At 35.5% G+C, this 14,300-nt stretch carries 11 protein-coding genes; 9 read left to right on the top strand and 2 right to left on the bottom strand.

From position 1 onward, the window contains the following. Nucleotides 1–44: 44 nt before the first annotated feature. From M9B42_03385 to M9B42_03345, 9 genes are all read left to right on the top strand, one after another. Nucleotides 45–1,157, top strand: a complete 1,113-nt coding sequence (locus M9B42_03385) for an L-rhamnose/proton symporter RhaT (GenBank protein URQ63829.1) — start codon at nucleotides 45–47, stop codon at nucleotides 1,155–1,157. 32 nt (nucleotides 1,158–1,189) lie between these two features. Next, a complete protein-coding gene (locus tag M9B42_03380; protein URQ63828.1) occupies nucleotides 1,190–2,596 on the top strand; it encodes an L-fucose/L-arabinose isomerase family protein in 1,407 nt (468 codons plus the stop codon). A 45-nt stretch (nucleotides 2,597–2,641) separates the two neighbouring features. Continuing rightward, nucleotides 2,642–2,956 carry an L-rhamnose mutarotase gene (gene rhaM / locus M9B42_03375; GenBank protein URQ64789.1) on the top strand — a complete coding sequence of 105 codons (315 nt, stop codon included), beginning with the start codon at nucleotides 2,642–2,644 and terminating at the stop codon, nucleotides 2,954–2,956. Nucleotides 2,957–3,114: 158 nt separating this feature from the next. Beyond that, on the top strand, nucleotides 3,115–5,214 hold the full coding sequence (locus M9B42_03370; protein URQ63827.1) for a bifunctional rhamnulose-1-phosphate aldolase/short-chain dehydrogenase: 2,100 nt from the start codon (nucleotides 3,115–3,117) through the stop codon (nucleotides 5,212–5,214). 22 nt (nucleotides 5,215–5,236) lie between these two features. Next, on the top strand, nucleotides 5,237–6,529 hold the full coding sequence (rhaI, locus tag M9B42_03365; GenBank protein URQ63826.1) for an L-rhamnose catabolism isomerase: 1,293 nt from the start codon (nucleotides 5,237–5,239) through the stop codon (nucleotides 6,527–6,529). A 19-nt stretch (nucleotides 6,530–6,548) separates the two neighbouring features. Then, nucleotides 6,549–7,940, top strand: coding sequence for an FGGY family carbohydrate kinase (locus M9B42_03360; protein URQ63825.1), 1,392 nt, complete (start codon nucleotides 6,549–6,551; stop codon nucleotides 7,938–7,940). Further along, nucleotides 7,937–9,091, top strand: a complete 1,155-nt coding sequence (locus M9B42_03355; protein URQ63824.1) for an alpha-hydroxy-acid oxidizing protein — start codon at nucleotides 7,937–7,939, stop codon at nucleotides 9,089–9,091. Before M9B42_03360 ends, M9B42_03355 begins: the two co-directional genes overlap by 4 nt. A gap of 4 nt (nucleotides 9,092–9,095) precedes the next feature. Then, complete coding sequence (locus M9B42_03350; GenBank protein ID URQ63823.1) at nucleotides 9,096–9,974, top strand: sialate O-acetylesterase; 879 nt, start codon at nucleotides 9,096–9,098, stop codon at nucleotides 9,972–9,974. 8 nt (nucleotides 9,975–9,982) lie between these two features. Beyond that, the gene (locus M9B42_03345) at nucleotides 9,983–13,288 is read left to right on the top strand and encodes a glycoside hydrolase family 2 (protein URQ63822.1); all 3,306 of its coding nucleotides are present in this window, start codon (nucleotides 9,983–9,985) and stop codon (nucleotides 13,286–13,288) included. A 28-nt stretch (nucleotides 13,289–13,316) separates the two neighbouring features. Here the strand turns inward: M9B42_03345 and M9B42_03340 are convergent, their stop codons facing one another. Both M9B42_03340 and M9B42_03335 read right to left on the bottom strand, forming a co-directional pair. Further along, nucleotides 13,317–13,547 carry a DUF2061 domain-containing protein gene (locus M9B42_03340; GenBank protein ID URQ63821.1) on the bottom strand — a complete coding sequence of 77 codons (231 nt, stop codon included), beginning with the start codon at nucleotides 13,545–13,547 and terminating at the stop codon, nucleotides 13,317–13,319. Between the two features lie 20 nt (nucleotides 13,548–13,567). After that, the gene (locus M9B42_03335; protein URQ63820.1) at nucleotides 13,568–14,299 is read right to left on the bottom strand and encodes a hypothetical protein; all 732 of its coding nucleotides are present in this window, start codon (nucleotides 14,297–14,299) and stop codon (nucleotides 13,568–13,570) included. Between the last annotated feature and the right edge of the window lies 1 nt (nucleotide 14,300).

The raw sequence follows: 14,300 nt of genomic DNA, 5'->3' as shown, positions 1-14,300 counted from the left end.
GATTAAAATGATGACGTATTATTAATTAACTCTAAAAAGAAACAATGGATGCTTTAACACCAGCAGAGTCATCTCCATTTTTGGGGGTCCTCCTCCATGCTGTTGGGGGTTTGGCTGCAGCAAGTTTTTATATACCATTTAAAAAGGTTGTAGGTTGGTCTTGGGAAACTTTTTGGATCATAGGTGGTTTTTTTAGTTGGATTGCTGCGCCTTGGGCACTTGCATTAATTATTGTTCCGCAAACCTTAGAAGTATTAGCACAAGCTGATTTAAGTTCTATATTTTGGACATTTCTTTTTGGAATGTTATGGGGTGTTGGCGGACTTACCTTTGGTTTAACTTTACGTTATTTAGGTATTGGATTAGGTTACTGTTTAGTATTAGGTATAAGTGCTGTCCTTGGAACGCTTGTTCCACCATTATTTAGTGGAGAATTATTTAATATAGTTAAAACAACATCTGGCCAAGTTCTGTTACTTGGTGTGTTTATTTGCTTAAGTGGCATTGCATTGAGTGGAAAATCGGGCATTAGAAAAGAAAAAGAGCTCTCAGAGAATAAAGAAATTGTCGATAGTAGTGAATTTGGTTTCATTAAAGGTACATTGATTGCTTTATTTTCAGGGATAATGAGTTCATTTATGGCTTATGCATTTGTAGCAGGAAAACCAATTGCAGATTTAACAGTTGAATTTGGTGGACCTTCATTATGGCAAAATTTACCTGTTTTGATTGTGGTGCTTGCAGGTGGGTTTGTAACAAATTTAATTTGGTGCGCAATATTATCTTATAGAAACAATACTTGGAAAGAATTTTTTGGCGTATCAAAATCTGAGGATGGAAGTGTATTAACACTTACTTCGTCTACGATTTTTGTAAATGTCATTTTTTGTGCGATAGCTGGAACTACATGGTATTTACAATTCTTCTTTTACGGTGCAGGAACAACATTAATGGGAGAATATGAGTTTTCTAGTTGGAGTCTACATATGGCAAGTATAATTATCTTCAGCACTTTTTGGGGCTTAGCCCTTCGTGAATGGAAAGGTGTAAGTAGAGAAACTCAAACCTGGAATATAGCAGGTTTGTCTGTATTAATTTTGAGCATGATTGTAATTGGTTGGGGAAATACACTTTCGACAAATGCTTTGGTAAACTGAAATTTGAAAAGAAGACTGTATTTTATTGATATATGAAAATTGGACTTTTCTCTATAGGCCTTGATACATATTGGGATCAATTCGATGGATTATTGAATAATCTAGAGGGATATCATGGCGAAATAAGCAAAAAGTTAAATGGTATGGGTGCAGATATCGTTGATTTAGGCATGGTAGATAATACTGAAAAGGCACAATTTGCAGCTAAAGAGTTTAAACAAGCTGACGTAGAAATTATTTTTCTTTTCGTTTCAACCTATGCTTTATCATCTACCGTTTTGCCTGTTGTTCAAAAGGCAAAAGTTCCAATCGTGATACTTAATTTACAGCCCGTCGCACAATTAGATTACAAATCTTTCAATGCTCTTGGTGACAGAGGTGTAATGACAGGTAAGTGGTTAGAGCATTGTCAATCATGTTCATTACCAGAACTGGCATCAGTATTTAATAGAGCTGGAGTAGAGTATCAAATAGTTTCTGGGTACCTGCAAGAAGATTATGTTTGGCAAGAGATAAATGATTGGGTTGATGCTGCAAGGGTTGCTTTGGCTATGAGAACCAATCGTGTAGGAGTTTTAGGTAACTATTACGGCGGAATGCTTGATGTTTACAGCGACCTTACCCAACAATCTGCTGTATTTGGGAATCATTTTGAAATGCTTGAGATGTGTGAACTGTTTGAATTTCGTAAATCTGTAACAAAGCAAGAATTGGAAGATAAGATAAATGAATTTGGAAACAAATTTAATGTATCAGAGGAGTGTGATCATTCAGAAATAGAGAGAGCTGCAAAGACTTCAGTAGCTTTAGATAAGTTAATAAATGAGCATAAACTTGGTTCTCTAGCTTACTACTATGAGGGCTCTGGCGAATATGAAGATATTGTAACTTCACTTATTGCTGGAAATACTCTTCTTACAGGAAGAAATGTACCTAGTGCCGGTGAGTGTGAAATTAAAAATGTTCAAGCAATGAAAATAATGGATCTATTCGGCGCTGGAGGATCTTTTTCTGAATTTTATTTATCAGATTATGTTGATGATGTTGTATATCTTGGACATGATGGTCCTGCGCATTTTGCAATTGCAGAGGGAAAAGTTTCCCTTGTCCCACTACCTGTATATCATGGCAAACCTGGAAATGGTTTATCTATTCAAATGACGGTAAAGCATGGACCGATAACTATTCTTTCAGTTGTTCAGCATCGAAATGGAAAAATTTCCCTTCAATTTGTTGAAGGAGAATCAGTAGAGGGTCCTGTTCTTGCAATAGGTAACACCAATAGCAGATACAAATTTCCAATGGGAGCAAGAGATTTTATGAATGAATGGTCTATAGGTGGTCCTTCACATCACTGTGCTATTGGAGTTGGCCACATAGGCGATAAACTAGAAAAGCTTTCTAAAATATTAGGAATTGAATCCCACTGGCTAAAATAATTTAAATATCCTCAGATGGAAAATAAAACAGAATTAGCTAAAGAAGTGATACGTAAGTCTTTTGTAATGTCTGTAGCTCCAGATAAACAAAATGAATATAAATTGAGGCATGATAATATTTGGCCTGAACTTGAAAAAGCGTTAAAAGAACATGGGGTTAAAAAGTATTCGATATTTTTAGATTCTAGCTCAAGTAAACTTTTTGCTTATCTTGAAATAGAAAGTGAAGTTAAGTGGAATGATTTAGCTAATACTGATATTTGCAAAAAATGGTGGAAATATATGAGTGACATAATGCCAGCTAACCCAGATTACAGTCCGAAATCAGATGAGCTCCACGAAGTCTTCAGACTGACATAAAATTCTCCGCATAACCCTTTTTACCAGTATATGCTCTTACGTTTATTACCAAAGCAGTAACTTTATGCAGCAGACAAAATGTGAAATAATGATAATCGTAAATTTAGGTTTAAATTTTAAAGCTAATTGAGTAGTAAATAAATTACAACGAGGGGTAAATGACAAAAAAGCTTCAAAACAAATGGAATGACAAACTAGCTTCAAAAATGAGCGAACCCGAGCTGCTGCTTTACCGTTCAAATCTTTTGGGATCAGATCTTCGAATCACAAATTTTGGGGGAGGAAATACCTCAGCAAAAATAGAAATGCCTGATACTCTGACTGGAAAAAATCAGAATGTTTTGTGGGTAAAAGGTTCTGGCGGAGATCTTGGGAGTATGAATTTAGATGGCTTCTCAACTTTGTATATGGATAAGCTTAATAAATTAAAAGAACTGTATAGAGGTTTGAAATATGAAGATGAAATGGTTGATTATTTACCTCATTGCACATTTAACTTAAATCCAAGGGCAGCAAGTATTGATACATCATTACATGCTTTTATTCCTAACAAGCATGTTGACCATACACATCCAGACGCAGCAATAGCTGTTGCTTGTATGAAAAACAGCAAAAAAATGACAAAGATTATTTTTGGGGAAGATATAGCTTGGATTGAGTGGCAAAGACCTGGCTTTGATTTAGGATTGAAGCTGGAGAAAATTGCTAAGTCCAATCCAAAATTAAAAGGAGTTATATTAGGCCAGCATGGATTATTTACATGGGGTGAAACATCAAAAGAATGTTATGAGCTGACATTATCTACTATTCAGCGTGCTGCTGATTGGTTTGAAAAGAATAAGACTAAAGAAGCATTTGGTGGAGCCAAATATAAAAAAACTCTAAGTCAATCTGAGAGAATTGAGGTTGCATCTAAATTAATGCCTCACCTAAGAGGGAAAATTAAAACAGATGAATATAAAGTTGGGCACTTTATAGATGACAAGAGTGTCTTGGAATTTGTGAATTCCAAAAAACTACACAAACTTGCAGATCTTGGAACTTCATGTCCTGACCATTTTCTTCGGACTAAAATGTGTCCTCTTGTTATAAATTTTGACCCAAATTTAAAAAGTTTGGATAAAGCTATTACATCTACCATTGATCAGCTAGATGGCCAAGTAAACTCATATCGCAAACTTTACACAAAGTACTATAAAAAATGTAAGCGCAAAAACAGTCCGCCCATGCGTGATCCGAATGCAGTTGTGTATTTAATACCTGGAGTAGGAATGATTACTTTTGCAAAGAACAAAAGTACAGCTCGCATTGCTGGTGAGTTTTATGTAAATGCAATTAATGTCATGCGAGATGCAGATCGAGCTGACCAATACGTTGGACTTCCAGAACAAGAGGCATTTGATATTGAGTATTGGTTATTAGAAGAAGCAAAATTAAAAAGAATGCCATCTCCTAAAAGTCTAGCAGGAAAAGTAGCCTTTATAACTGGCGGTGCAGGCGCTATTGGAAAAGCATCTGCAATAAGGTTGATGCAAGAGGATGCTTGCGTAGTTTTGGCTGATATAAATAAAAAACAACTCGAAAAAACAGTAAATGAGTTAGCGAGTAAGTTTGGTGAAGATCAAGTAAGAGGCATTGTCTGTAATGTAACTAAAGAGGCTTCTATAAAAAATGCAATTAGATATTGTTCCTTAGAGTATGGTGGTTTAGATGTTCTTGTATCTAATGCAGGAATGGCAAGTTCTGCTCCACTTGAAGAAACAAGTGTTGAAATGTGGAATCAAAACTTTTCTATTTTAGCCGAAGGCTATTTTCTCGTATGCAGAGAAGGTTTTAAAGTTTTAAAAGCACAAGAAACTGGAGGTTCAATTATTATTGTAGCTAGTAAAAATGGTCTAGTTGCTTCCCCAAATGCATCCGCTTACTGCACTGCTAAGGCAGCTGAGCTACAGTTATCTCGAGCAGTAGCATTGGAGGGAGCACCATTTGATATTCGTTGTAATGTAGTTAATCCAGATGCAGTTTTGAGAGGTTCTAGCATATGGGATGGAAAATGGCGAAAGGAAAGAGCAGCTGCATATAAAATAGATAGTAAAGAACTGGAAGAACATTATAGAAAACGCAGTCTTTTAAAGAAAAATGTATATCCCGAGGATGTAGCTGAAGCTTTGTATTTTTTCGCATCTGATGAATCTTCTAAATCGACTGGAAACATAATTAATGTTGATGCAGGACACCCTCCATCATTTACAAGATGATAATGATTTTTAAAGATAAAACATGAAAGAAATAATTAATCAAAATCTGATACAAGATCATAACTTAAAAAACTCTAAATCTTTGGAAAAAGATTTTGAATTTTTGGGAGAGCAACTTCAACAAAGAGGGATAAGGATTGAAGAAATAATTCAAAAACTGGACTCATTTATGATAGCTATTCCGAGTTGGGGAACTGGTACAGGAGGAACAAGATTTGCTCGTTTTCCAGGCATAGCAGAACCTAGGAATACATTTGAAAAGCTGGAAGATTGCAGCACAATAAATAAATTAGTTAGATGTTGCCCAATGGTTTCACCTCATTTTCCATGGGATAAAGTTGATGATTTAAAAGAGCTAAAGGAATTTGCAGATAATCTTGAACTTTCTTTTGGTTCTATAAATAGCAACACATTCCAAGACCAACAAGGACAAACACATTCTTATAAATTTGGAAGTTTAACTAATGTTTCAAAAGAGGTAAGGAATCAAGCTATCAAGCATAATGTTGAGTGTATAGAGTGGGGAAAAGTGCTTGGTTCAGATTCTTTAACTGTTTGGATTGGAGATGGGAGCAATCTACCCGGACAACAACATTTTACTCATGCTCTAGAAAGATACTTAGATAGTTGTAGTCAGATTTATGAATCTTTACCAGATAATTGGCAGATGTTTCTGGAGCATAAGATGTTTGAGCCAGCCTTTTACTCTACTGTAATTCAAGATTGGGGAACAAGTGTTCTTTGTGCGATGGAATTAGGGCCAAAAGCAAAATCATTAGTTGATTTAGGACATCATGCTCCAAATGTGAATATAGAAATGATTGTTGCAAGATTAATTCAATTCCAAAAGTTAGCAGGCTTCCATTTTAACGACAGTAAATATGGTGATGATGATCTGGATAGCGGAAGTATTAATACATACCAACAGTTTTTGATACTAAACGAACTTGTTGATGCGGAATACCGTAAGGTCAAAGGATTTAATCCCGCTTACATGTTAGATCAATCACACAATGTTACTGACCCAATTGAAAGCTTAATTAATTCTTCAGTTGAGGTGCAAAGATCATACTTAAAGGCACTGTTAGTTAATCGTGAAAAATTACAGGGCTATCAAGATGAAAATGATGCACTAATGGCATCGAATGAGTTAAAACTAGCCTATAATACAGATGTTTCACCAATTTTAGCAATGTACAGAATGCGTGCTGGTGGTGCAATTGATCCCATAGCAACTTATAGATCTGCTAATTATAGAAAAAATTTGGAATCAGCAAGACCTTCAACAAATTCAAATTCATCAGGTATCGTATAAAAATTGAGTTAGTAAAATCATGACAGCTGCTGATGCAACTTCTTTAGTTATTGATATTGGTAAAACAAATATAAAGATTCATGTTCTTGATAGATCTCATAATAATTTAGCTACTTTCAATAAAAAAAATAGTGTTTTTCATAATTCTTTTTACGATGCTGTAGATGTTGACGGGATTTGGACATGGATAATTAAGACCATTAAAATCTGCTCTCAAAATTTTCAAATAAATTCTTTAGTAGTCTCTGGACATGGTGCTACTGGAGCACTTATAGACATATCTAAAGGTGAAGATGGTCTTGTTTTACCAATAATGGATTATGAGTGGAATGGGTTAGAGTCTGTTAATGTTGAGTATGAAGGCATTAGGCCCTCTTTTGAAGAGACTTTTTCTCCAAGCCTTCCTGCTGGATTAAATTTTGGTAAGCAGCTTTTTTGGCAACAAAAAAATTTTCCAGAAGAATTTAAAAATGCGAATGCGATATTAATGTATCCGCAATATTGGTCATGGCGCTTAACGGGGAATCTTTCTTCAGAAGTTTCATCAATTGGCTGTCATACTGACTTATGGGCGCCAAGTTCAAAAAAATTTTCAAGTCTTGTAGTAGAGCAGTCTTGGAGTAAGTTATTCCCCCCATTTGCAAATGCATGGGATGTTATTGGAACAGTCTCTAAAGATGTTGCTGATGCTACTGGGCTAAATAGCTCATGTGTTGTTCATGTGGGCGTTCATGATAGTAATGCAAGTTATTTGAGGTATTTACTATCAAAAAGGAATGATGAATTTTGTGTGATATCAACAGGGACATGGGTAGTATGCATGTCGAGCCAAGAATCACTCGGTTGTCTGGATTCATCTAAGGATATGCTGGCGAATATTAATGTTGAGGGGCAACCAGTTCCATGTATTCGTTTTATGGGCGGGAGGGAATACGAAATGATTTGTTCTTTAACAAACTGTTCAAGTGACCAAATTGTGAACGATGATGATATAAAACAAATTATTGTAGATGGAGTAATGGCATTACCAAGTTTTAGTAATGGCAATGGCCCTTATGGAAAAAATAGATCAGAAATTCTTGGCATTCCTAAAAATGGCGCCGCTCTAGCTACAATATATTGTGCTCTCATGATAAGCTGCTGTTTAAACAAATTAAATACGCAGGGCGACGTTATTATGGATGGTAGCTTTTTAAAAAACCCAATACTTTGTCGATTAGTGGCACAACTTTGTGGCAAAAAAAATCTTTATATTTCAAATGATGAGGCTGGAACAGTTAAGGGCGCTGCACAACTAACTCAATGGTCTCAATTGCCAATATTAGAGCTTGAAAAATGTGAACCATACAACATTGAAGGGTTAGACTTATATGTATCTTCGTGGTTTAAAGCAATCGGGGAAATTAAATGAAAGCAGCCTGTGTTAGAGATTACAAATTGCTTGCCAAAAAGCGATTACCTAAATTTTTATTTGAATATTTAGCTGGCGGCTCATATTCTGAGGTGACAATGAAGCAGAATATAGCTGATTTGCAAGCTCTATCGTTAAGGCAGAGAGTTTTAAGTGGTTCTCCAGATATAGATACAAAAGTAGAATTATTTGGCTCTAACTATAATTTACCTGTGGCACTTGGTCCGGTTGGATTGGCGGGCATGTATGCACGTAGAGGAGAATGCCAAGCTATAAAAGCAGCAGAAAGTTCTGGAGTGCCATTTGCATTGTCAACAGTAGGCGTATGTCCCATAGACGAGGTTGCAAAGGTTTCAAATAAGCCATTTTGGTTTCAGTTGTACATGATAAAAGATAGATCATTTATGATTGATTTGTTAACTCAAGCGCGAGAGGCAAAATGTTCTGCACTAATTTTTACAGTTGATATGCCAGTCCCTGGTTCACGATATCGTGACTACCACTCAGGCTTAGCAGGAGAGAGTTGGCTTTCAGGAAATTTACGAAGAGTTTCACAAGCAATCATGAAACCATCTTGGGCATTGGATGTTGGGTTACTTGGAATGCCGCATAAATTAGGAAATGTAGCACCTGTATTAAAAAAGAATAGTGGCCTTGAAGACTTTATGGGCTGGATGAGTTCAAATTTTGATCCAGCAGTTTCTTGGAAAGATATAGAATTTGTAAGAGATAATTGGGATGGCCCAATTGTTCTAAAGGGCATTCTTGATCCAGAGGACGCATTGCAAGCCGCTAAATTGAATGTTGATGGAATCATAGTTTCTAATCACGGAGGCAGGCAGCTTGATGGAGTCATTTCATCTGCTAAATCTTTACCTAGGATTGCAGATGCAGTTGGAGATAAACTCGATGTCTTGGTTGATGGAGGTATAACCTCAGGACTTGATGTTGTTCGTATGCTTGCACTGGGAGCAAAGTCTGTTTTGCTTGGAAGAAGTTGGGTATATGCACTTGCTGCTAAGGGGCAAAAAGGGGTAGAGCACGTAATTGATTTAATTCACAAAGAAATGATTGTTGCGATGACATTGACTGGATGTCGTTCATTAAAGGATATTAATAGGAAAGTAATAGACAATTCTTTAATTAAATAGCTTAATGATTAGTAAGTCTAGGTTAGGTTTTGTATTAGCGATAGTTGTAGTTTTTTTTGCAGGCATTTTTTTAGGCAACTTTAACAAACAAAATTTACCAATATTATGGCCTTCAAATAATGAAGATATTGTCTATGCTACGATTAATGAATGGGATAGCGAAAGATTTTCTAACGTTAGTAGCTTTAAAAAGATATCTTTGAATGCTGATGAAAATACAGGTATTTTTTTAACATATGGGCAATCTAATTCAGCAAATCACGGAAGAGTGAATGTTGATTACTATCCTAACGTTTATCAATTCTTTCTTGGAGAAGTTTATGAGTATAAAAATCCCTCTCTAGGTGCAACGGGAGTTGATGACTCAGTTTGGGGCCTTGTTGGTAATAAATTAATTACACAAAATATATATACAAAGGTCATATTTGCCAATACAGGTTGGGGAGGTATGTCAATTTCTCAACTTAAAGAGGGACATTATTTCGATTTTTTTATTAATACATATAAAGATCTCTTTAATCGATTTGGCAGGGTTGATGCAATTCTTTTTCACCAAGGCGAATCCGATAATTATCCAGATAGGGTCGATCTTTACTACGATAATTTTATTAAGTTCGTTAGGTCTATAGAAGATAAAGGAATAGAAGTGCCAATATATCTATCACAAGCAAGTTACTGCACCTCAGCTTTTCCGGTTAATAAAGTTTTAACCAATAGCCAACGTAAGCTAGTAATTGATAATGATATTATATTACAAGGGCCAAATACTGATTTGCTAATAGATACAGAATTCAGATTTGACCAATGTCATTTTTCGGAAAAAGGGAATGAAAAATTTGCAAATATGTGGGTCGAGAGCATTAAATCTAACATTTCAAATTAAATATGATTATGAAAAAAATATTTAAGCAAATATCGAAATTAATAATGATTCCAGCTGTTTCTTTTATATTTCTATTTGCTTGCAGTGAAGGCACTTCAAAAGTTAAGGAAAACGAACTTAAAATACAACAACTTGATTACGATTTTATAAACCCTCCTGAAAGCATTCAAACAAGTGTCTATTGGTATTGGATATCTGACAATATTTCAAAGGATGGAGTTGTGCGTGATCTGCGTTCAATGAAAGCAGCAGGCATTAATCGTGCCTTCATTGGAAATATTGGACTTGATGATGTTCCCTATGGAAATGTAAAAATGCTTAGTGATGAGTGGTGGGAAATAATACATGTAGCCCTAAAAACAGCAACTGAACTTGATATTGATATTGGGATTTTCAATTCACCAGGATGGTCTCAATCGGGAGGCCCATGGGTAAAAGCTGAGAATTCAATGCGTTATCTCATTAGTTCAGAAACAGAAGTGACTGGACCAAAAAAGTTTTCTCAAAGACTAGAAAAACCACACGAAATATTTCAAGACGTAAGAGTTGTCGCGTATCCAAGTGTAGTTGGTGAAAATAGTGTTTTAGATATTTCTAATAGTGAAATTTATTCCAAACCCAATATATCAAAATTATCCCAAGCTCTTGATGATAATCTTAAAACAGGTTTTACATTCCCCTCTGAAGGTGAATTTGTTATTGATATAAAAGCAAAAGAATTCTTCACAGCTCGAAGTCTTACTATTTCAACTATCGAAGTTCCGATGGTGGCAAATGTACAATTTCAAGCAAAGAAAGATAACGGTGAATTTATAACGATTAAAGATTTTGAAATAGACCGCTCAAACTCAAATATAAGTGTTGGATTTGTTCCATGGGCGCCTGTTGTGATTTCTTTCCCTAAGGTAACCGCGAGTGATTTTCGTCTAATTTTTGATTATAAAAACACTCAAAATGAATGGGTTTATCCTCAGAATGAGGAAATATCAGGAATTGCTGAGATTGTAATATCTGAAACCCCACGTGTTGAACGTTTTGCAGAGAAGACATTAGCAAAAATGTTTTCCTCTCCATTACCTTATTGGGAGGAGTATCAATGGAAACAGCAAGCAGATGTTGATAGCCAAACATTAGTTGTTGATCCCTCTAAAGTAATTAATCTAAGTGATTTTTTATCTTCAGATGGTGTATTAAATTGGGATGTCCCTGAGGGAAAATGGATTATTCAACGTTCAGGTATGACACCTACCGGAATTAAAAATGGTCCAGCATCTCCTGAAGCAACTGGTTATGAAGTTGATAAGATGAGTAAGAAGCATGTTGAGACTCATTTTTATGGACATATTGGTGAACTTCTGGAACGCGTCCCCGAGAAGGATAGAAAATCACTTAAAGTGGTGGTTCTTGATAGCTATGAAAAAGGTGCTCAGAATTTTACTGATGGTTTTTTAGAGGAGTTTGAGGAAACATATGGCTATGATCCTTTACCTTATTTACCAGTCTATCAAGGTACAGTGGTAGGAAGTCAAAATTCATCAGATGCATTTTTATGGGACATGCGTCGTCTGGTTGCAGATAAAATTGCCTATGACTATGTTGGAGGATTAAGGGAAGTAAGTAACAAACACAATTTAACTACATGGCTAGAAAATTATGGACATTGGGGCTTTCCAGGAGAATTTCTTATGTATGGAGGACAAACTGATGAACTAGGAGGCGAGTTCTGGAGTGAGGGAACTTTGGGTGATGTAGAAAACCGTGCAGCTACTTCAGCTGGACATATTTACGGAAAATCAAAGATTTCAGCAGAGTCGTTTACATCTAGCAGTATGGCCTTCTACCGTCACCCTCGCATCATAAAAAAACGTGGTGATCGTTTTTTTGCAGTGGGCATTAACAATACTTTATTGCATGTTTATATCACACAACCATATGAGGACAAATCACCTGGTATGAATGCTTGGTTTGGAACGGAATTTAATCGTAAAAATACATGGTTCTCGCAAATTGATGTTTATTTAAAATATCTAAAACGTAGTAACTTTCTACTTCAGCAAGGAAAAAATGTTGCTGATATTGCTTATTTTATCGGTGAGGACACACCAAAAATGACTGGCATTACAGACCCTGATGTTCCTATAGGCTACCAGTTTGATTATATGAATGCTGAAGTGATCTTGAAATACATGACTGTTGAAGACGGTTTAATTACTCTCCCACATGGGACACAGTACAAGATTATGGTTTTACCAAAGTTAGAGACAATGCGCCCTGAATTACTAACTAAAATTAATCAACTTGTTAATGACGGTGCTGTTATATTAGGACCGCCACCTAACCGTTCACCAAGTCTACAAAACCAACCTCAGGCAGATTTAGAAGTAAAGAAAATGGCGAGGTTGCTTTGGGGCGAAATAGACGGAGTGAATGTAAAGGCTCGTCAAGTAGGCAAGGGGCTTATTATTAATGGTATGAACATGACAGAAGCATTTGACTTAATTGACACAGTTCCAGATGTAAAATTACCACAAGATAATTCAATTCATTTTGGACATCGTACACTTGACGGGAAAGAAATTTATTATCTAACAAACCAGACAAATCAAACTCAAGTCATTGCCCCAGAATTTAGAATAACTAATATGTTGCCAGAGTTATGGCTTCCAACTACGGGTGAAAGGCGTGTTCTGCCAGATTTTGATATTAGAGGGCAGGTAACTGCAGTACCTATGATGCTTGAACCTTATGAAAGCGTGTTCGTAGTTTTTAGAACACCCTCAGATACACCAATATCAACAAGCATTTCAACAAATTACCCAAAATTATCGCTTTTAACAAATGTTAACTCACCTTGGAAAGTCAATTTTAATGCATCTCAAAGAGGACCAAAAGAACAAGTAGAATTTTCAGAGTTATTTGATTGGACTAATTCAGACAATGAGCTTATTAAGTATTACTCAGGAACTGCCTATTATTCGAATAAATTTACATTGCAATCTTTATCTAAGGATAAAAAGATTTTAATTGATTTAGGTAATTTTACCGCTATGGCAAAAGTTAAAGTTAATGGAAAATATGCTGGTGGCTTATGGACACCACCTTATCAACTTGATATTTCGGACTTAGTAATACCGGGTGAAAATGAATTGGAAATCGAGATCGTAAATACTTGGGTTAATCGTATTATTGGAGATATGCAGCTTCCAGAATCTCAGCGAAAAATATGGACAGTTGTGAATCCTTATGATGCTGATACTCCATTGCAGCCTTCTGGTCTTATCGGCCCAGTGTCAATATATAGTGCCTCATACTAAAATAGCGTTAAATTGATAATTAATTCAATTAATTTTTCTTGTTGAATCTCTTCCAGGTAGAGTGCAGGAAGTAAAACCAAACTCCATTTATTATGGGTTCAATAAATGCATCAGCCGCTGCAAGGTTTAAAGGGGCACCTGTAATAAAATAAACACAAATGGTGGCAATAAATATATGTCCGATTGTGTAAACAACTGTTAGGCCAAGACTGTCAACTTTGCTTATCCTTTTGCTTATATTAACTATAAGTTCTGTCATGCCTTTATTCTATTGAAACACTAATTAAATTCAAGGTATGTCTGCCAAGCAATTTCTTGTAAAAATAATTTATCTTTATCTGTAATACGATTTAAGTAGTCATAATCAAGACCAACAGGGGATTGGCTTGTTATAAATGCAAAAATTACACATGCACCTAAGTATGTGCCTAACATTCCAGGGTGACTGCCATCTGGATGATGTAATTTTATATCTGGTTTTTGTGAATATGCGATTTCATATGCAATACCAACTGGAATAACTAATGCATTACTTTTTCTGCCTGCTTCATAATATGTCATCTTTATTTTTTCAATTAGATTTGGTTCATATCTATCATCATTTTCTGTATAAGCATGAGTCATATATAAAGCTGGAATAACACCTTTTTTTCTTGCTTTTTTACTATATTTAACTGCAGTTTTTATAAACTTTTTTCTTGAGGTTTCATCAATCACTTCACCACTTCCACCTTGCATAATTACCATATCTACTTGTTCTTTACGTTGTAAATTTTTGGGTTTTAGCAAGTGATCAATATTATGATTTTCTAGTCGAGATCCGCCAATAGTTGCGCTTTTAGTGACTATTTCCTGACCCTTAAAATAATCTTCCATCAATTCTTCGACATGGTTATGCATGCTATCGTTATAATATAGATAGCTATTACCTATAAAAAGTATTGATTTTGGATAGTCGCAGAAACCTAGTGTTGAAAAAAATAGTAAAAGAAAAATTTTGATTTTTTTCATT

This window comes from SAR86 cluster bacterium (genome assembly GCA_023703535.1).
In the GTDB taxonomy this organism is placed as follows: domain Bacteria; phylum Pseudomonadota; class Gammaproteobacteria; order Magnimaribacterales; family TMED112; genus TMED112.
Note: the sequence above shows the minus strand (reverse complement) of the source record. Positions and strands in the feature narration are given on the sequence as shown.

Coding starts and splice junctions, on each gene's coding strand:
- M9B42_03385 (URQ63829.1), top strand. CDS start 45: ATGGATGCTTTAACACCAGCAGAGTCATCTCCATTTTTGGGGGTCCTC.
- M9B42_03380 (URQ63828.1), top strand. CDS start 1,190: ATGAAAATTGGACTTTTCTCTATAGGCCTTGATACATATTGGGATCAA.
- M9B42_03370 (URQ63827.1), top strand. CDS start 3,115: ATGACAAAAAAGCTTCAAAACAAATGGAATGACAAACTAGCTTCAAAA.
- rhaI (URQ63826.1), top strand. CDS start 5,237: ATGAAAGAAATAATTAATCAAAATCTGATACAAGATCATAACTTAAAA.
- M9B42_03360 (URQ63825.1), top strand. CDS start 6,549: ATGACAGCTGCTGATGCAACTTCTTTAGTTATTGATATTGGTAAAACA.
- M9B42_03355 (URQ63824.1), top strand. CDS start 7,937: ATGAAAGCAGCCTGTGTTAGAGATTACAAATTGCTTGCCAAAAAGCGA.
- M9B42_03350 (URQ63823.1), top strand. CDS start 9,096: ATGATTAGTAAGTCTAGGTTAGGTTTTGTATTAGCGATAGTTGTAGTT.
- M9B42_03345 (URQ63822.1), top strand. CDS start 9,983: ATGAAAAAAATATTTAAGCAAATATCGAAATTAATAATGATTCCAGCT.
- M9B42_03340 (URQ63821.1), bottom strand. CDS start 13,547: ATGACAGAACTTATAGTTAATATAAGCAAAAGGATAAGCAAAGTTGAC.
- M9B42_03335 (URQ63820.1), bottom strand. CDS start 14,299: ATGAAAAAAATCAAAATTTTTCTTTTACTATTTTTTTCAACACTAGGT.